This is a genomic window from Arcticibacter sp. (genome assembly GCF_053551015.1).
This window is the reverse complement of sequence record NZ_JBMQOB010000009.1, coordinates 163,991-184,380: the sequence shown is the minus strand read 5'-3', so window position 1 is coordinate 184,380 and position 20,390 is coordinate 163,991. Positions and strand designations below refer to the sequence as shown.

The 20,390-nt window shown below is 46.8% G+C and carries 14 protein-coding genes; 5 read left to right on the top strand and 9 right to left on the bottom strand.

The features are described from left to right. From ccoG to ccoN, 4 genes are read right to left on the bottom strand one after another with little or no spacing between them, the layout of a single operon-like run. A complete protein-coding gene (ccoG, locus tag ACO1NU_RS06170) occupies window positions 1-1,386 on the bottom strand; it encodes a cytochrome c oxidase accessory protein CcoG (protein ID WP_448817595.1) in 1,386 nt (461 codons plus the stop codon). A gap of 46 nt (window positions 1,387-1,432) precedes the next feature. Further along, window positions 1,433-2,326, bottom strand: a complete 894-nt coding sequence (locus tag ACO1NU_RS06165; RefSeq protein ID WP_448817594.1) for a cbb3-type cytochrome c oxidase N-terminal domain-containing protein — start codon at window positions 2,324-2,326, stop codon at window positions 1,433-1,435. A 25-nt stretch (window positions 2,327-2,351) separates the two neighbouring features. Beyond that, window positions 2,352-2,516 carry a hypothetical protein gene (locus ACO1NU_RS06160; protein WP_448817593.1) on the bottom strand — a complete coding sequence of 55 codons (165 nt, stop codon included), beginning with the start codon at window positions 2,514-2,516 and terminating at the stop codon, window positions 2,352-2,354. A gap of 11 nt (window positions 2,517-2,527) precedes the next feature. Next, entirely contained in the window at window positions 2,528-4,669 is a 2,142-nt protein-coding gene (ccoN, locus tag ACO1NU_RS06155) for a cytochrome-c oxidase, cbb3-type subunit I (RefSeq protein WP_448817592.1), read from the bottom strand. Between the two features lie 163 nt (window positions 4,670-4,832). Here ccoN and ACO1NU_RS06150 point away from each other — a divergent pair, with 163 nt between their 5' ends. Beyond that, on the top strand, window positions 4,833-5,234 hold the full coding sequence (locus tag ACO1NU_RS06150; RefSeq protein ID WP_448817591.1) for a DoxX family protein: 402 nt from the start codon (window positions 4,833-4,835) through the stop codon (window positions 5,232-5,234). Between the two features lie 14 nt (window positions 5,235-5,248). Here the strand turns inward: ACO1NU_RS06150 and ccoS are convergent, their stop codons facing one another. Further along, the gene (gene ccoS / locus ACO1NU_RS06145; protein ID WP_448817590.1) at window positions 5,249-5,407 is read right to left on the bottom strand and encodes a cbb3-type cytochrome oxidase assembly protein CcoS; all 159 of its coding nucleotides are present in this window, start codon (window positions 5,405-5,407) and stop codon (window positions 5,249-5,251) included. After that, on the bottom strand, window positions 5,404-7,800 hold the full coding sequence (locus ACO1NU_RS06140) for a heavy metal translocating P-type ATPase (protein ID WP_448817589.1): 2,397 nt from the start codon (window positions 7,798-7,800) through the stop codon (window positions 5,404-5,406). Before ACO1NU_RS06140 ends, ccoS begins: the two co-directional genes overlap by 4 nt. Window positions 7,801-7,873: 73 nt before the next feature. Between ACO1NU_RS06140 and ACO1NU_RS06135 the strand changes: the two genes are divergently transcribed. Further along, window positions 7,874-8,425 carry an RNA polymerase sigma factor gene (locus tag ACO1NU_RS06135; RefSeq protein ID WP_448817588.1) on the top strand — a complete coding sequence of 184 codons (552 nt, stop codon included), beginning with the start codon at window positions 7,874-7,876 and terminating at the stop codon, window positions 8,423-8,425. Window positions 8,426-8,719: 294 nt separating this feature from the next. Here ACO1NU_RS06135 and ACO1NU_RS06130 read toward each other — a convergent pair whose 3' ends face one another. Then, a complete protein-coding gene (locus ACO1NU_RS06130) occupies window positions 8,720-10,516 on the bottom strand; it encodes a hypothetical protein (RefSeq protein WP_448817587.1) in 1,797 nt (598 codons plus the stop codon). A 159-nt stretch (window positions 10,517-10,675) separates the two neighbouring features. Here ACO1NU_RS06130 and glgX point away from each other — a divergent pair, with 159 nt between their 5' ends. The 3 genes from glgX to treY are packed head-to-tail and all read left to right on the top strand — an operon-like array spanning window position 10,676 to window position 18,733. Then, a complete protein-coding gene (gene glgX, locus ACO1NU_RS06125) occupies window positions 10,676-12,805 on the top strand; it encodes a glycogen debranching protein GlgX (RefSeq protein ID WP_448817586.1) in 2,130 nt (709 codons plus the stop codon). An 8-nt stretch (window positions 12,806-12,813) separates the two neighbouring features. After that, the gene (gene treZ, locus ACO1NU_RS06120) at window positions 12,814-14,640 is read left to right on the top strand and encodes a malto-oligosyltrehalose trehalohydrolase (protein ID WP_448817585.1); all 1,827 of its coding nucleotides are present in this window, start codon (window positions 12,814-12,816) and stop codon (window positions 14,638-14,640) included. A 16-nt stretch (window positions 14,641-14,656) separates the two neighbouring features. Then, the gene (treY, locus tag ACO1NU_RS06115) at window positions 14,657-18,733 is read left to right on the top strand and encodes a malto-oligosyltrehalose synthase (RefSeq protein WP_448817584.1); all 4,077 of its coding nucleotides are present in this window, start codon (window positions 14,657-14,659) and stop codon (window positions 18,731-18,733) included. Between the two features lie 16 nt (window positions 18,734-18,749). Here treY and ACO1NU_RS06110 read toward each other — a convergent pair whose 3' ends face one another. Next, window positions 18,750-19,181, bottom strand: a complete 432-nt coding sequence (locus tag ACO1NU_RS06110; RefSeq protein WP_448817583.1) for a nuclear transport factor 2 family protein — start codon at window positions 19,179-19,181, stop codon at window positions 18,750-18,752. A gap of 58 nt (window positions 19,182-19,239) precedes the next feature. After that, a complete protein-coding gene (gene hemW / locus ACO1NU_RS06105; protein WP_448817582.1) occupies window positions 19,240-20,382 on the bottom strand; it encodes a radical SAM family heme chaperone HemW in 1,143 nt (380 codons plus the stop codon). Window positions 20,383-20,390: the final 8 nt, after the last annotated feature.

Genomic DNA, 20,390 nt, shown 5'->3' with positions numbered 1-20,390 from the left:
CTAGTTAGATGGTGCAATAAAGGTAGTTTTGATGTTCTCAAGTACTTTACCCTCAGAAAGTACCTGTAGATGGAGGTCTGATTTATAGCTCTTGATAGATCCTTGCGGCCGTAACACAAAGAACGTGATCTTCATGCTAGAGCTCTTATCGAGCACCTTTGGCTGGGTGACATACTGAATACTAGCCCCCTTCTCCAGTGGCACCACTTCAAAACGAAGCGGCTTGTTTGTCTTGTTGTAGAACTCTGCATTATACAGGTTACTAACCTGCCCCCTGTCCCTCATTTGATAGAGGGTTCCTGAGGCACGTAAGATGGTCGTCTCAACATCCGTTCTCTTGCCGATGAGATAACCAAGCACAGAGGTCAAAATAACCAATATAGCCGCATACGAATAGATACGCCTGCTGATCACAAATGGTTTTCTTGATTCCATCTGCTCATCCGACATAAAACCAATCAGCCGCTTTGGCCTGTCGATCTTATCCATCACCATATCACAGGCATCAATGCATAAGGTACAGTTAATACATTCCATTTGGGTGCCCTTGCGGATATCTATTCCGGTGGGACAAACGTCAACACATAAACCACAATCTACACAGTCTCCTTTTCCCGAGTTCTCCACATTCCGCTTCCGCTTACCTCTGGGTTCCCCCCTGACATAATCATAAGCCACTATCATAGAGCTTTTGTCGAGAAGCACCCCCTGCAAGCGTCCATAAGGACACACTACAGTACAGACGAGCTCCCTGACATGCGAAAAAACGATATAGAATACAAGAGTGAAAACACAGATGGTAATGAACCCACCAACATGTGAGCTAACCGGCTCACGGATAATCTGGAGCAGTTGATCTGAGCCGATAATATACGCGAGGAAAGTATTTGAAATAAGAAAGGAGATGAGCAGAAAAAGCCCATGCTTCAGGGTTTTCTTAAATCCTTTCTCCAATGTCAGCGGCCCTGCATCCAGCTTCTTGCGCTGAACAGTGTCGCCCTCAATCCAGCGCTCAATCCTTCGGAAAACCATCTCCATAAAAATGGTTTGAGGACAAGCCCAGCCACAGAAAACACGGCCAAACACAGCCGTGAAGAGTACTATAAAGACGATAAAAATGAGTGTTCCTAAGACAAACAGATAGAAGTCCTGAGGTGTAAACAGTACTCCAAAGAATGCGAACTTACGCTCCAGTACATTCAGCAGAACCATTTGCTCGCCGTTCACCTTAACGAACGGCGCAGCGAATAAAAATATTAACAGAACCCCTGCGAAGAGGTTCCGAAGCCGATATAGCTCTCCCTTTATCAGCTTCGGATATAACCACTTCCGCCTTTTACCATCTTCAGTGATAGTACTTACCTGATCTCTGAATGAGGTTTCCATAATCCCCCCCTTTTGTTTTTGATGTAGTGTAGTGTAATGCCAGAGCTTAGCCCTCTTTCTCCCCCTGAGGCTCTTTAGCCCCTGGAGGGTTCGTTCCTTTCAGGGACAGAATGTAATTACTTACCTCCGAAATCTGCTTAGGAGTCAGCTGTTTCTCCCAGGAAATCATCCCTTTTTCCGGCACACCGTATTTAACGGTTTTAAATACACTGTTTACACTTCCTCCGTGTAACCAGTACTCGTCAGTCAGATTCGGACCTACTGAACCTTGTCCTCTATCTCCGTGGCAGGCCACACAATTGTTATTGAAGATCGCCATACCGGCAGATATAACTGAACTCTCTGCACTTACAGTAACGGTGTTCTCGTCGATGAGATTGGCTGCATTTGCCAGGTATTCTGCCTTCGCTGCCTCCGCTTGCTGAACTTCAACTACATACTCTTCGTCCTGAAGCATTCCCCATTTGAAAACATGATAATTGAAAATGTAAGCCACACCAAAGAGGATCGTTCCATAGAACAACCACATAAACCAGGGGGGCGTAGGGTTGTCAAGCTCCGCAATGCCATCAAACTTATGCTCCATAACGAGGTCTTTCTCTTCCTCAAGAGGCCTCAAGCTGAGCAACTTGCTCACAATAGAAGGCTTTTTCTTTTGTTCTGCTACCCAATCCTCGTAATCAAGCCTGACAGCAGGCTCTGGGTTAAGCAAGGGTGTAGGATGACTGAGCTCCTTCGCCAGGATATTAAATGTTCTCAGAAGGACGATGGCTACAGCCAGAAGGATAATGGCAGCAACAATAAACACCACGATAACAGTGTTCATCAAAAATGCTTCCGAGGTTTTAGGCACCTCTGCCACAACTTCGGCAGCCTGTTCCTGTGCAACAGCTGGAATAGAAGCTGCCAGAAGTAATATTAAATTAAAAACAAGTCTCATCGATATCTTTCTAAAGTATCTTTTTCTATTTGGTGTCTCTTAGCGGCATTTCGCTCATGTGTTTGATATGATCTTTTTTCATCAGGAAAAGCATCAACGCAACTACAATGAAGAATACAAGAAATATCCCGAGAGAAGTGATCAGATAGACCTGACTTCCTGAAACTGAACTAATGAATTGTCTGAACATCTTTTTAGATTTTAATTGTTATCTAAATTCGCCGCGGTCTTGCTGGCTTTTATATCTATTCCTAAACGTTGCAGGTAAGCGATCAAGGCAACGACCTCTTTATTGCTGGCCACTTTGATATTGTCCTTCGCCAGATTCGCTGTTATTTCAGACGCCTGTTTATTCAGATCATCCACCGCCTTGTCCTCATATCCATCCGGATACGGCACACCCAGCGTTCTCATTGCCTTAATCTTGGACGGTGTTGTTGAAACATCCAGGTCCTGCTCCATCAACCATGGATATGGAGGCATGATACTACCCGGAGACATCGTTGTCGGATCAAACATGTGATTAAAATGCCATGCGTTCGAGTACTTCCCTCCGACCCGGTGCAGGTCTGGCCCTGTACGTTTTGATCCCCATAAGAACGGATGATCATATACGTACTCACCCGCTTTGCTGTATTCGCCATAACGCTCTGTTTCTGAGCGGAACGGACGAACTGTCTGGGTGTGACAGTTCACACAGCCTTCTTTGATATAGATGTCCCTGCCCTGCAATTCGAGCGGTGAATAAGGTTTCACTGTGGCAATTGTCGGCACATTTGAAGACACCATAAACGTTGGCATCATCTCCACCATACCACCTATCAGGATCACGATCAGTGAAATAACCAGGAACTGCATTGGCCTGCGTTCCAGGCTCCGGTGCCAGGATTTTTCTGATCCATGCGGAACAAAAGCTGGTGCCAGTGGTAAAGATTCTGCGGGCTCATTCGCCAGCAGCTTACCCTGAGCCATCGTTTTATACAAGTTCCATGTCATCACGATCACCCCTGCCAGGTACAATGCACCGCCAATGGCACGAAGCACGTGCATAGGGATGACGGCTAAAGTAGTCTCCAGGAAGTTCGGATACTTCAGCATACCTTCCGGAGTGAATTCCTTCCACATTAGACCCTGCGTAAAACCTGACCAATACATCGGAATAGCATAGAACAAGATCCCAAGGGTACCGATCCAGAAATGGAAACTAGCCGCTTTCTTCGAATATAAACTGGTTTGATATATTCTCGGGATCAACCAGTAGAGAATTGCAAATGTCAGGAACCCGTTCCAACCCAAAGCACCCACGTGCACGTGTGAAACGATCCAGTCGGTAAAGTGAGCGATACCATTAATTTGCTTCAGAGACAACATTGGTCCTTCAAACGTTGCCATACCGTAAGCAGTCAGACCCACGACCATGAATTTCAAAGTGGCGTCATCCCGTACCTTATCCCAGGCTCCTCTTAGCGTAAGAAGTCCGTTTATCATCCCACCCCAGCTTGGTGCAATCAGCATGATGGAGAATGCAACTCCAAGAGACTGAGCCCATGATGGAAGTGAGGTATATAAAAGATGGTGCGGACCTGCCCAGATATAAATGAATATCAGAGACCAGAAATGCAGGATACTCAGCTTATAAGAGTAAACCGGCCTGTTCGCCATCTTAGGAAGAAAATAATACATCATTCCTAGGTAAGGTGTCGTCAGAAAGAATGCAACCGCATTATGTCCATACCACCATTGAACAAGTGCATCCTGTACACCTGCATAGAGATAATAACTTTTAAAGAATGATACCGGCAGCTGAAAAGAGTTAACAATATGCAGCACAGCTACCGTTACAAACGTTGCGATATAAAACCAGATGGCGACATACATGTGTCTTTCACGGCGCTTGATGATAGTACCAAACATATTGATACCGAACACCACCCATATCACTGTCAGAAATATATCTATCGGCCATTCCAGCTCCGCATACTCATGCGACGTCGTAATACCAAGAGGCAAAGTAATTGCAGCTGAAACAATCAGAAGCTGCCATCCCCAGAAGTGGATTTTACTTAAGGTGTCGCTGTACATTCTCGCCTTAAGCAACCGCTGCAAGGAGTAGTAAACACCCATGAATATCCCGTTACCAACAAATGCAAATATGACCGCGTTCGTGTGTAAAGGACGGATCCGGCCGAACGTCGTATATTGCGACGACATATTCAGCGCTGGTTGAAACAGTTGCGACGCAATAAGCAGTCCAACCGTCATGCCTACGATCCCCCAAATAATCGTAGCAATTCCAAAATTGCGGACAATTTTGTTGTCGTAATTAAATTTTTCAAGCTGCATAATAACAATAGGATATGTAATTAAGCTTCAAAATTACCTTGTTGTAACTTACATTAAGATGACAGAGGTTTCTTAAATTCGTGACTTTGATCACACTTTTCGACTTTGAAGCGAAACATTCTTATTTTAGGTTGAAGACACCAAACAAAAACGTTGAAAACAAATGAAATCACCTTTATTTAGAAGCAATCCACTCTCGCTTGATCTTGGTTTGCTGATACTTAGATTAGTCGCTGGTGGCGCTATGCTGACTCATGGATGGGCCAAACTACAAAAGGTACTTGCAGGATCTACCGAGTTTGCCGACCCTATCGGAGTTGGACCTGAACTCACCTTATACCTGGCCATTCTTGCCGAGCTGATCTGTGCGATACTGCTTATTGTGGGACTGGCTACCCGGGTTGCTTTGATCCCCCTGATCGCTACAATGCTTGTTGCTTTCTTTATCGTGCACAGTGCAGATCCTTTCGGAGTGAAAGAGTCGTCATTTCTATTCGCCGGCGTCTTTATCTGCCTCTTTCTTACCGGTCCCGGCAAATACTCCGCAGATCGCGCAATGAAATAAAGCATTGGGGAGGCTTATTCTGCCTCCTCAGGTTTATCATCATCGAACAGAATCCGGACCGCAGGGGTATGCACATCATCATGCTGACCGTCTTTCAGCGCCCAAAAGAAAGCTCCCAGAAAAAACAACGCCATAATCACGCTGCAGCCTATTAGAAAATACAGAATGTTCATCGCAGATTGTTTTTACGTGCAAAATAGCGGTTTGCCAGGTTAGTTATAGTGATGATCGTTATGGTGCTCATCGGCATCAGTATCGCCGCCGTCAATGGTGAAAGCTTTCCCTGAATAGCGAAGTAAACCCCTATCAGGTTGTAAATAGAGGCAATCACAAAACTGAATTTGATGATTTTGATCGCCATCTTCGCCTGATGTATAAATTGAGGCATCTTACCCATTGACGAACCTTTTAAGATCGCGTCACTGCCCGGAGTGAAGTTGTTGATATTGTCGGTAACTGCCACTCCCAGATCACTTTGACGCAAAGCTCCGGCGTCGTTCAGTCCGTCTCCCAGCATCATCACAATGTTTTGATCGTCCTGCAGCTTCTCGATATACTGCAGTTTATCATGTGGGCTCTGTTTGAAGAGCATCGGTACATACTCCGGAAAAACGGTCGATAATGACTTCCGCTCAGCCGAATGATCGCCTGAGATAACATGCATTCTGTAGTCCGACTTCAAGCTATCAATCAACTCTTTAAGGCTCTCCCGCCATTTCTGATTGATCTTGAAAAAGCCTTTATACTCATCGTCAATGCGAATATGGACAACAGATGAACTATGATTAATGTCTGACTCCGGAACAACGAAAGCACGGCTTCCCATAATGACCTCGTGCCCGTCAACATAAGCTGAAACGCCCTTACCCACAATCTCTTTATATCCCTCTGTTTTAAAAACTGATCTTACTCCCAACCACTTCACAATCTCGCGGCTCAGCGGATGTGAGGAATTGCGAGCCACACTACCCACCAAGGTCTCCTCATATACATCCAGATCGCCTGTAAAGCTTAGATCAACTGCTTCAGGACAACTGATGGTACCTGTTTTATCGAAAACCATAGAATCCACGCGGGCAAGCTGTTCTACCACATCTGTATTCTTCAGATAAAAGCCATTCTTATCAAAAATCCCAAGAATAGTCGATAGCGTTAAAGGTGTGCTCAGGGCCAGAACACAGGGACAAGCCACAATCAGGACTGCGGAAAAAGCATCCCATGCGCGGTTTGTGTCGCCCATGAATGACCAATAACCCATAGATCCCGCAGCAATCACAATAACAACGGCACTAAAGTATTGAGCGATCGTGTCATTGAAGTTCTTGATTTTACTCTCATTGCGCTGGAAAGCTTCATTATTCCACAGCCGGGTCAGATAGCTCTGCGACACTGGCTTCACTACTTCCATCTCAACAGCTTCCCCGATCTGCCTTCCCCCGGCATAAATAATCTCACCGAGAACCTTCGTTTTTGGCTCAGATTCACCAGTAACAAAGCTGAAGTCAAAGCAGCCGTCCCCTTTCATGAGGATAGAGTCGGCCGGCACGATTTCATTGTTGCGCACCAGGATCCGCGAACCAACCTCCAGATCATTGATCGGCACCGGCTTCTCTACTCCGTTTTCATCCAGAGACGTAACGGCAACAGGAAAATAAGACCGATAGTCCCGGTTAAACGATATATGATTGTACGTCCGCTGTTTTACCCAACGTCCCATTAATAGCAGAAAAACCAGTCCCGTCAGCGTATCAGAAAAGCCGGGACCGCTGCCACTGATGATCTCAAACGCAGAGCGAAGAAACAGCACCGCTACGATCAGCGCCAACGGCGTATCAAGATTAATTACTTTATTTTTCAGACTTCCCCATGCCGATGTGAAGAAATCCTGGCTGCAGTAAAAGGTGACCACCGCACCCATCCCCAGGTTCAGCCAGCCGAATAAGGATTGAAACTGCGCCTCAAGGGAAGATATCCCAAGATATTCCGGGAAGCTGAACAACATTACGTTCCCCAGGCAGAAACCAGAAACCGCTATCTTCCGGATGAGGTCACGGTTCACCGAATTCTTTTTTTCCTTAACGATATCCTGCAGACTGATCAGCGGCTCATAACCGATAGAAACCAGCATCTCAACAAGTTCCTTAAGCGACACCTTGTTATGATCGAAAGTGATCTCCGCCTGCTTCTTCAGGAAGTCGACCCGCGACTGCACAACAGCCGGATTAATTTTATGAAGATGTTCCAGGAGCCACAGGCACGAACTACAATGAATGGCCGGAATGTAGAAGGTCACCAGGGTGATCTTCTCGTCCGTGTAATCCACCAGCTTGGCAAAAATTGCCGGCTCGTTAAGAAAATCGAAATGTTGCTCTACGTATCGCTTGGTTTGTCCCGGAGCCTGATTATACACGTAGTAATTGCAGAGGTTATTTTGAGAAAGCACCTCATAAACCCCTTTGCACCCTGCGCAACAGAACTGTTTATCGTCACTTATAAATAAGTCAGAAGCTATATCATCCCCACAATGATAGCATAATGTATTAGTAGATATATCGGAAGTTTTCATGATGTATGTGAATTTCAAATATCCGACATCGCGATCAGGTCCAGCATGATGATAATCAGCACGTTTTGTGACAATGATCACTCCAGATAACTGCTCATATCGTTTAATTTGCTTTCAACCAATAACCCTGATGCCTAAGCTCTCAAGTATGCAAAAAGATGTATTTAGCTCCCTTATAGCCAAACAATCCCGATATCTTAAACCTCATGCGATGAAATATACCAAAGATGAGGACGATGCCAAAGATCTGATTCAGGATACCCTTCTACGTGCACTTTCCAATTATGAAAAGTTTCGTGAGGACACCAACATAAGGGGCTGGCTCTTCATTATTATGAGAAACCTTTTTGTAAACAAGTACCGGAAAGACAGGATCAGAACCACATCTATCGACTCAGAAGAAGCGATCCAGCTTCCATCATACAATACCGCAGATTCATACCTGAACATCAAGCAGATCTATAACGTAATTGAAAGTCTTCCTAAACAGCACCAGAAACCTCTGAAGATGCATATCGAAGGATTCAAATACGAGGAGATCAACCGCAATTTAGCTTGCCCCATCGGCACCGTTAAAAACAGGATTCACCTCGCCCGGAAAAGATTGAAAGCCGCACTGGTATAATGTAGTATTCTAGACGCATTGTCCAGTTTAAAAGTCACAAAAAACAACAGTCCAGACATCGGATTTTTCTTTCTCTAAGCTAGACTTTTGAATTCTGCCATTGGCCTTCGCCAATGGCTTAAATATTGCTCTATAACTAGCAGAACAATATTTAAGTCATTATGGTTAAGCCCTATACTGAAAAATCATTCAAATCGAAGCTTAGTGATGCAGACAGAAGAAATGCAGATATCATTACTTATCTATTCCTCACCGTACTGGTACTAGTCGCTTCGATTATCACAGCTTTATAAGTTATGCTTCGCTGAGTTCTCTTACGCTGATGCTCTGCAGTTGAGCTTCAACAGCAAGCAACTCATCAGAGAACCTTTTCAGGTACTGTTCCGTTTGGTTGCTGAACTGATCAGCGAGGTTTTTGTAGTATTCTATTCCCAGCAGAAGCTGCTCCTTAAATTTCTCCAATTGCTTGATCTTCTTTGCGTCAAGGCGGTTGATATGTGATTGAATATCTTTTCTAAGGTACTCCACGTACAAGTTCAATTCATTCAGGAAGATAGACGGACGATTCACACCCTGTAAAAGGTTGATTTTTCCGTAGATATGTTTAACCAACTCATCCAGAGACATCACTTTCGAAAAATAAGCCAGGTTAGGTCCCGGACAAATGGCTACAGCCTTATTTTCCTTCGGTTCCAGTATATCATTCTTGAGGTAAACGGATGTTACTAAACCTTCGCACAAGCATAACTTCTGCGTAACCTTCTCAAATTCGGCCTGAAACTCCTTTTCCGGCAGGGCAAGCGACTGAAGTTGTTTGATCTTCAGATTCTGGTATTCTCTGGATGCGGTACAAATCGGCTGCTCCGTAAATTCAGTATTGGAAACAAGGAATTTCTTCTTGCAGGGACTGCCTGGCCTTCCTTTGTTGATGCGCTCCTGACGCTGAATTTCAGCGGTGCTTAAGCGGTAGTTATTAAACGGTATCCCCAGCGGTGAAGCAGCACTGATGTAAAAGTCTTCAGGAGACGATTTCGTCAGGTTCATGAGAGTAGCCTCATCTACGTTTGTGGCCTCAGGCACCAGCAAGAACGGACTTCCCCAGCCTGTACCATCCAGATTGTAATGTTCAACCAGGAAAGCATCCTCTTCGGCGGTACCGATACCTCCCTGAACAGTTACGCGCAGAACTGGAGGTGCAGTAATTTCTATGCTCTTTGACTGCAAAGCCTGCTGGTACATACCAAACAGTTCCTTAATCATTTCCTGTCTCTTCGTCTTAAACTCCTCCAGGATAGGTCCGATCAGGTATCCTTCCGTTGCGAAAGCATGGCCTCCACAGTTCAAACCTGATTCGATACGAAACTCCGAGATCCATAAACCTTTCTTGGCTAGAAACTTAGCCTGTATAAATGCAGACCGGAAGTCACTTACTTTCAATATAATACCCTTCTTCAGAGTACCCTTAGCGTCTGGATAGAAATCAGAAAATTGTTCAAGATAACTGTACAGACGCGGATTCATACCGGCCGACAGCACAACAGATGACCGCAGGTCACTTTGTGCGAAACCACGAAGCGCAGCAAGCGCATCCGAGTTTTCATCGCCCGTCATCTCACCATTCGCCGCATAGTTCATCTTATCCACCTTCGCCATGATATTCACGTCGATCGCACCTTTCTGCATCCCTCCACGCAGCTCAGCTTCCAGACGCAGCTTTTCTTCCCCTGATGCGGCTAACATCTGTTTGTATTTCACTTTTAGCGCTGCATGGTCAGGCAGAAGCTCAAAATATCTGGTCAGATCAGAGTCCTGAACAAAGGCCTGCTTCTTAAGCTGTTCAAATTGTTCATCCACCTTTCGGTTGACCATATTCAGGTAATCACACACGCGTCTGGCCCGGTAATCCTCATCCTTCATGTCTATTGGCATGTAGACCTCGTTATGCCTTTTTGCGTAAAACTTCCTCATCCGCTCAATCAACATGTCGTCAACGACAGAAAGTACAGATGAAATTCCATAGCGCGCTACCTTAAGCGGTGTATCTATTGTAAACCCCAGGCCCAATACAGGTATGTGAAATGTATGACTCATCAATTTGGTATATTATGTATGAATACAAAAGAGAATATATTTCATAGACTAAAACATGACGTCGATCACATAATGGTATAATTCTTCCACGCATTTCTCATTTTCTGAGGATTAGCATTTTTTTCCAAACATTTTATATACCATGGTCCTTTTTAGACCATGAACATAAACGTATACCCCGGATCTCCGTATCCCTTGGGAGCAACCTGGGATGGTCACGGAGTTAACTTCGCACTTTACGCAGAAAACGCACAAGAAGTTGAACTTTGCTTGTTTAAATCAGGCGATGATCACGCTGAAGATATAAGAATTGAAGTAAAAGAACGCTCACACCATGTATGGCATGTATATGTGCCTGATTTGAAGCCAGGTCAGCTATATGGCTACCGGGTTCATGGACCTTATGAGCCAGAGAACGGTCATCGCTTCAATCCGAACAAGCTCCTGATCGACCCTTATGCCAAAGCCATTGCGGGTGCTATTCAATGGAACGATGCTCTCTTTGGCTATGAACTTGGCCACCCGGATGCAGACCTGAGCTTTAGCGAGCTCGATAGTGCACCTTACGTACCCAAGTCGGTAGTGATTGATCCGGCTTTCAACTGGGAAGACGATCGTCGTCCAAACACGCCGTATCATAAAACCATTATCTACGAGGCACATGTAAAAGGCTTCACCAAGCTGCACCCCGATATTCCTGAAGAAATCAGAGGGAGCTATGCGGCTATTGGTCACCCTATTACCATTCAGTACCTGCAGGATCTTGGTATAACTGCAATTGAGCTGATGCCTGTACATCACTATGTGATCGATTCTTACCTGGTAGAAAAAGGCCTGACTAATTACTGGGGCTACAACTCCATCGGCTTCTTTGCTCCTGATGTCAGATACAGCAGCAACGGCGTGCACGGTGAGCAGGTGATCGAATTCAAACAAATGGTGAAAGATCTGCACAAGGCCGGTATTGAGGTCATCCTCGACGTGGTATATAACCACACCGCAGAAGGCAATCAGCTTGGCCCTACGATCTCCTTCAAGGGAATAGACAACGCATCGTACTACAGACTGACGGAAGAGAATCCACGCTACTACAAAGATTATACGGGCACAGGAAACACGCTAAACGCGAGGCTTCCCGGAGTGCTTCGCCTTATTATGGACAGCCTCCGCTACTGGATCACCGAAATGCACGTTGACGGATTCCGTTTCGACCTGGCCTCTACACTCGCACGTGAACTTCACGATGTCGATCGCCTCGGTTCCTTCTTTGACATCATCCACCAGGATCCGATCATATCCCAGGTCAAGTTAATTGCAGAACCATGGGATATCGGAGAAGGCGGCTACCAGGTAGGTAAGTTCCCTCCAGGATGGGCCGAGTGGAACGGAAAATACCGCGACTGCCTCCGTGATTACTGGAGAGGAGCAGACAGTATGCTGGCCGAGTTCGCCGAACGTTTCACAGGAAGCTCCGACCTCTACAAGGATGATTACAGGCGCCCTACTGCCAGTATCAACTTCATCACCGCACATGATGGCTTCACCCTGAATGATCTCGTATCTTACAACGAAAAGCATAACGACGATAATGGCGAAGACAATAATGACGGGGAGAGCCATAATCGCTCCTGGAACTGCGGAGCTGAAGGCCCCACCGAGGATAAACTGATCAACGAACTGCGCGAAAAGCAAAAGCGCAACTTCCTGACTTCCCTTTTCCTTTCTCAAGGGGTCCCAATGCTGGTTTCCGGAGATGAAATCAGTCGCACTCAGGGCGGCAATAACAACGCCTACTGCCAGGATAATGAAATCTCCTGGTTGAACTGGCCAGAGGCGGACGAAGATCTGCTCAACTTTACGCGCAAGGTGATCCACCTTCGTAAAAAGCATCCTGTATTCCGTCGCAGACGTTGGTTTACCGGACAGCCAATCAAGGGAATAGGACTTGAGGATATCGCCTGGTTCCTGCCTGAAGGACAGGAGATGCCTGATGAAAACTGGAATCACGACTTTGCCAAATCGCTCGGAGTTTTCCTGAACGGAAATGCAATCCGGTCTGTAGGCCCCAAAGGAGAAAAGATCGTGGACGATAGCTTCTACATCATCTTCAATGCGCATTACGAGCCCCTGAACTTCGTCCTTCCGGAGGAACGTTATGGAAAAGAATGGGCAAAAGTACTCGACACACATGAAAACTTTGTAGAAGAAAAAATCGAGCATTTCCAGGCTACTGAGTCACTTATCGTAGAAAGCCGCAGTGTTGTGGTATTAAGACAGACCAAGAAATAGAGTATAGAATGAAGCTATTTGAAACAAGGCCAGGATTAAGAATAAATGAGGAGGGAGTAGCTGAATTTACCCTATGGGCGCCGAAGGCCACCTTTGTAGAGATAAACATACCCGACAAAAATCTGAAACTCCCGCTAACGCAGGACGAGTACGGTCATTGGACTATAGAAACAAACCAGTTAAGAGAAGGAGATCGCTACCAGATTGTGCTCGACAAGCAGACGCACAGACCGGATCCCGCATCCCTCTCTCAGCCTGAAGGTGTACATGGCGTTTCCGAAGCCATCGATCTGGGTAATTTCAGATGGACAGATCAGGAATGGCAGAACCCGGCAATGGACCACTATATCATTTATGAGCTCCATACCGGAACTTTCTCTCCTGAAGGCACCTTTTCCGGTATTGAGAAAAAGTTGGATCACCTGATCGACCTCGGAGTGAATGCCATAGAGATCATGCCCCTGGCACAATTCCCGGGCTCCCGCAACTGGGGGTATGATGGTGTGGGTCCCTATGCCGTGCAAAATTCCTATGGAGGTGCACATGCGCTGCAGCAACTCGTAGACAGCTGCCACAAAAGAGGAATAGCAGTAATCCTGGATGTCGTGTACAACCACATTGGCCCCGAAGGAAACTATTTGAATGACTTCGGCCACTATTTCACCTCCAAGTACAGCACTCCCTGGGGAGATGCACTCAACTTTGACGATGCACACTGCGACGCCGTACGGACTTACTTCATTCAGAATGCATTGATGTGGTTTAAGGATTTTCACATTGACGCCCTCCGTTTGGATGCCGTACACGCCATAAAAGACCTGAGTCCTGTTCACCTCCTCCGCCAGATTAAAATGGAAACCGATCGCCTGTCACAGCAAACCGGCAGGAAACACCACCTCATTGCAGAGGTCGACCTGAACGATCCCAAATTCATCAATCCGCTGGCAAAACAGGGCTATGGCATGGACGCCCAATGGATCGACGAATTCCATCATGCGCTCCGTACCACGGCTGGTGAACCCGCCACCGGATACTACTCCGATTTTAACGGTATTGCACACCTTGCCAAGTCTTATAAGGACGCTTATGTGTATGACGGGCAATATTCACCACACCGGAAGAAGTTCTTCGGCTTGAAAGCTGAGGAGAACCCCGGCAGTCAGTTCATCGTCTTTTCACAGAATCATGATCAGACGGGTAACCGGATGCTGGGCGAAAGAACAAGCCAAATTCATAGCCCCGAGATGCAGAAGCTCCTCGCAGGAGCTGTGATCACCGCACCCTTTGTTCCCATGCTGTTCATGGGTGAAGAGTGGAGTGAGACCAACCCCTTTCTCTACTTCGTCAGTCATACCGATCCTGAACTGGCTGAGGCGGTCAGAAAGGGCCGAAAAGCGGAATTTGCAGATTTCCATGCCGAAGGGGAAGCACCGGATCCGATGTCGCAGGAGACTTTCGAAAGCTCTGCCCTGCAGTGGAGTCTTCTTGAAAGTGCTATGCACCAAAACATGTTCAGGTACTACAAAGCCCTGATCGCGCTAAGAAAACAACACCCGGTATTGAAAAAACTGGATAGAAAGAACCTGGAGGCTACGTTCCATGAGGAACAAAACACACTTTTGTTGCATCGATGGCAGGATGATCAACATCTCGTCTGCATCCTTAACTTCTCCGACAGCACCAGGCAAATCACGCTGCCTGACATGGAAAAAACCTGGAAAACGCTTCTTTTTTCCGGGGACAAGCAATGGGGCGGACAAGCTGAAGTTTCTGAAAGCTTTGATACAAAAGCCGAAATTTCACTTCCAGGGCATGCTATACTGATCCTTGACTAAACCTTGAAAACATCTCATGAACCCTATATCTACCTACCGTATACAGTTTCAGAAGGAGTTTACATTTGAGCAATTTGAACAAATTATTCCCTACCTGAAAAAACTTGGCGTCAACACCATATACGCCTCCCCCATCTTTGAATCTACGCCGGGTAGTACCCATGGCTATGATGGGCTAAATCCTCATCTTGTCAATCCTGAAATCGGAACCGAGGAGAAACTCCGGGAAATCAGCGAAGATCTACGTGAAAACGATATCCAGTGGCTACAGGACATCGTGCCCAACCACATGGCCTTCGATCATCGCAATCCTTGGCTAATGGATCTTCTGGAAAAGGGTCCTGATTCAGAGTACGCGATCTTTTTCGACTCCAGCTTTAGCTCTGATTTCTATAAGGGTAAGATAATGGTACCGTTTCTGGGTGCTCCGCTCGCGAAAGTCCTGGAGAACAGAGAAATCAAGCTGGAATACCGTAATGAAAAGTTCGTACTGAACTATTATGATGCTACTTATCCCGTTAACTCGGCATCTTACTCCCTGATCTTTAACGGCGAAAATATCGATGCTACTGAAGATGACTCCATTCACGCCCGCGTCGACCATATCAACAGCAATACTGAGCTGCTGCAGAATATTGTCGACCAACAGTTCTATGAACTATGCGATTGGAGAGAGACCGACAGCCGCATCAACTTCCGGAGATTCTTCACAGTAAACGGATTGATCTGCCTGAATATTCAGGATGAGGCCGTATTCAACAAATATCACGAATACATCGCCCGCCTCTGTGAAGAGGGGATCTTCCAGGGTCTTCGGATCGACCACATTGATGGACTCTTTGATCCAAAAACCTATGTAGATCGCCTCCGGAATCTGACAAGCCCCGATACCTATATCGTTGCTGAAAAGATCCTCGAAGAGGGAGAATCCATCCCCGCTGACTGGTCGCTACAGGGGAATTCCGGATACGACTTCCTCGGCCTGGTCAATAACGTCTTTACTGAATCTGAAAGCGAAAAGAAGTTCAATACCCTGTATCAGGAACTTAGTGCCCATTCTGAACCTGTAGAAGACCAAATACACGAAAAGAAAGCGGCAATTCTCTTCCAGCACATGTCCGGGGAGCTGGAGAACCTGTACCAGCTCTTTATTCAATCCGAACTCCTGCCGCTTAATGAAGTAAACCGGTATGATTTTAAGTCCGCTATCGCTTGGCTGCTCATTTACACGCCGGTATACCGCTACTATGGCAATACCATGCCCCTTAAAAAAGCGGAACGGGACGAGTTGAAAGCCGTTTTCAAAAAGATACGTAACAAGAAATCGCAGCTAGCTGACGCGGTAGCAGTGTTGGAAAACATCTTCATCGGAGATTCTGGCAACAGCGATCAGGAATACAGTAAACGCGCACTCTACTTCTATCAGCGCTGTATGCAGTTTACCGGACCCCTGATGGCCAAAGGTGTAGAAGATACCCTGATGTACACGTACAACCGCTTTGTTGGTCACAATGAAGTCGGCGACTATCCCGGTGCCTTCGGCATTTCAACCGAAGATTTCCATCATGCCATGCACGAACGACAAACCCAGTGGCCGCTATCTATCAATGGAACTTCCACCCACGATACCAAGCGTGGTGAAGACGTGAGGGCACGCCTGAATGTGCTTACCAATATTCCCGATCGCTGGACGCGGAAAGTGCACAAGTGGATGAAAATCAATGAAGGTCTGAAAGTATCCTCAAGGCCCGACCTCAACGACGAGTATCTGATCTATCAAACTATTCTGGGTGCCTGGCCTATGCCGGGACAGGATTCCGACAATTTTCCTGAACGCCTGCAGGAGTACCTGACCAAGGCTCTCCGTGAAGCAAAAGTTCAGACCAGCTGGTCTGAACCCAACGAACAATACGAAGAAGCAACGCGTTCTTTTGCTCTCGCCCTGCTCAATCAGGATGGTGAATTCTGGAAAAGTTTCATGAACTTCCATGCCGAAGTAGCCGATCTGGGTATTGTAAATTCCTTGTCACAGCTTATCCTGAAGTTCACCTGTCCGGGTGTCCCCGACGTATATCAGGGTTGCGAGCTATGGGACCTGAGCCTGGTAGATCCCGACAACCGGCGTCCGGTAGATTTCAGCAAACGTGCCGAGATCCTGGACGAAGTATCGAAAGAAGACCCAGAAATGATCGAAAACTTGTGGAGCAAACGCTATTCCGCTGAGATCAAACTGTGGCTAACACACCAGTTGTTGCAATTAAGAGGCAGCAGTCAGGAACTGTTCGAGAAGGGCGCATATATTCCCTTGCAGGTCAAAGGCAAATACAAAAACAACATCCTGGCATTCGCCCGCAGGCACAAGAGCGAATGGGTGATCACAGCGGTACCGCTGCATATAGCTGGCATTTGCGAGGAGCAACAATGCGAGGCCAATGCGATAGACTGGAGGAAAACCCGCATCATCCTTCCCCCATCTGCCCCCGTTCAATGGGAAGATCCTATGCGCAAGGCAAGCGGCAAGACCAACGGCGAGCTGCTGATCAGTGAATTGTTCAGGTCCGTGCCATTCGCGGTCGTCAAACTTGCGCAAGAACCAAATTCACGATCCGCAGGCGTGCTCCTGCATATCAGCTCACTCCCTTCTGCCTATGGGATTGGGGACTTCGGATCAGAAGCCTTTCACTTTGCCGATCAGCTGGCAGAGGCAAAACAACATTACTGGCAAATCCTGCCGCTAAACCCAACCGAGGAGGCGAGCATGCACTCACCCTACAGCTCCTGCTCCAGTATGGCGGGAAATCCACTGCTGATCAGTCCGGATCTGCTGGCCAAAGAAGGCCTGCTTGACGAAGAGGACCTCAAGTCGAAACACTTGAAAGAGAAAAGCAAGGTTGACTTCCCGGCAGTGCAGAAGTTGAAGAAGACCCTCCTGCATAAAGCCTTCAACAAAATGAAGAAGCAGGGCCAGAACGATACCGCGTTCCAGACGTTCTGCGAGGCTGAGCAGGACTGGCTGAATGACTTTGCGCTTTATACTACACTGAAGAAGGAATTTGGCCACATGCCCTGGTATCAATGGCCTGAAGAATATAAACTTCGCGACGAAAAAACCCTTCGTGAATTTGCCGGCTCCAGAGAGGAAGACCTCCAGGAGGTAAAATGGGTACAGTTCATTTTCAGCAGGCAATGGCATGCATTGAAGGACTACTGCAACGGACTGAACATTCGCCTCTTCGGTGATATGCCTTTCTATATCAGCTATGACTCAACAGATGTCTGGGCACACCGCGAAATATTCAAACTCGACGAATCCGGAAAGATGACCGGTGTAGCTGGAGTCCCTCCCGACTATTTCAATGCCGATGGCCAGCTCTGGGGAATGCCCGTTTTCCGCTGGGATGTTCTGAAAGAACAGGAATACAAATGGTGGATAGATCGGATCCGCAAAAATGCAGAGCTGTTTGATATACTCCGCTTTGATCACTTCAGGGCCTTCTCATCTTACTGGGACGTTCCTGCCAGCGAAGAAACCGCCCGCAATGGCGAGTGGAAGCCCGGGCCGGGGAAAGACTTCTTTGAAACTATCGAACGTGAATTAGGTGAAATCCCCTTTGTGGCAGAAGACCTGGGCGATATCGACCAGCCGGTGTATGATCTCCGGGATGCGTTCAAGCTTCCGGGAATGAAGGTTCTGCAATTTGCCTTTGGAGATGATATGCCTTCATCGCTGAATATTCCACACCACTACGCAGAGAACTTTTTTGTGTACACCGGTACTCACGATAATAATACAACCGTAGGCTGGTTCAACAACGATGCTGACGATACGAGTAAAGAGAATCTGAAGGACTATTTAGGTAGAAAGATAGACGCCTCCAATGTTCACCAGGAACTGGCGCGCTTAGCGTATGCAAGTGTAGGAAAAACCGTTATCTTACCTCTTCAGGACATTATCGGAGCAGGTGCCGACGCGAGGATGAACAGTCCGGCCACTGTAGAAGGGAACTGGGACTGGCGCATGCTGCCTGGAGCGCTGACCGCCTCACGTATCTCCAGATTGAGGAAGTGGACAATGAAATATGGAAGGGCTTAGCCCTTCCTTTTATTTTTTAAGGTTTTTTAACTGCCTGGCGTGCAATCATCACCCATTTACCATGCACTTTCTGCCAAACAGTTAAGATATGGAGATGAACATTTCCCGGAACACCACGGTCATTGGTTTTACCGGTAAGTGTATGACGAACAATAGCCGTCTTGCCCGAAACCTGAATCGTTTGATCAGTCAGATCAATCGACACGAAGTCAGAACTCCCATTAGCTATGGCCTCCACGAATTCAGCTTTTGTTTCCACCTTACCTCCCGAATGCCCGTAAGACAGCTTTTCTCCGGAGATAGCTTCAAGGGATTCCCTCGAACCATCAATCATCGCCTTTTTCAAAAATTCTACGGCAGCCGCCACTTGTTTCTCGCTCTTTGACTGAGCTTTTACCGTGATGTTAACGAACATCAGGAGTGCAAGAAAAAAAGTAATTCTTTTCATTCTGATTAATAATATAGGTCGTTGCTAAACTAAGGATTAAACGTAAAACTGCAGCCAATTATTTGCTTTCATCATCAATGAAGAGTTCAGAGGCAATATGATCGCTGAAAAGCTTTCCGGCATCGCTGAGGACAAGCGTGTGTCCATCTTTCCTGTCCAGCCAGCCCCGCTCCACAAACACCCTGGCATTATCTTCAATCACATCCCGGTAACCGCCACCAAAATCCCGGTCGATTCGCTCCAAATCCATTCCCCACATAGTACGCAGGGATGTCATGATATATTCATTCACCCGGTCCTCCTCTCTTAGCACTTCAAGCTCCGCGGGGATCCTATTTTCCAGCATCGCAGAAAGATACTTCGCATTATTCGCCACGTTCCACTTCCTTGTTTCACCGTTAAAAGAATGAGCAGAAGGCCCTATTCCCAGGTAAGAAACACCTTTCCAATAGTTCGTATTATGCCTGGAATAATGTCCCGGTTTCGCGAAGTTGGATGTCTCATAATGCTCAAAGCCCCATTCGCGCAGCTGCCCGATCATATAGGTAAACTGATCAGCACTCTGCGAGTCGTTCATCTCCGGCTGCTTACCCTTAGCGATGAAGTGCGCCAAAGCAGTCTTCGACTCTACAGTCATCGAATAAACCGATACATGCGGAATATCCAACTCATGGATCTTACCCAGGTTGCTCTTCCACTTTTCATCCGTCAGCAGCGGATAGCCATAGATCAGATCGGCCGTGATGTTCTCAAAACCAGCATCCTGAACCCGCTTAATCGCCGCATCCGCCTCCTGCGCATTATGCGCCCTGTTCATCCAGCGCAGATCCTCTTCAAAGAATGATTGTATGCCGATGCTGAACCGGTTGATACTGGTTTCCCGTAATTCCTTTACGCGTTGCGGATTCAGATCGTCGGGATTCGCTTCCAGCGTCACTTCTGCATCTGAAGATACATGATGCTGTACAGCCACACGATCGATGAAGCGCTGAATTTCTGAAGGCGATAAAACCGATGGCGTGCCACCACCAAAATAGATCGTCTCAACCGTTTCGCTACCGAGATAATTTTTCTGAAGTTCCAGCTCCTCCAACATGGAACTCAGGATTTCGCCCTTGTATTTTTGGGATGTTGAAAAGTGAAAGTCACAGTAGTGGCAAGCTTGCTTACAGAAGGGAATATGAAAATAAATGCCGGCCATGTAGTGCT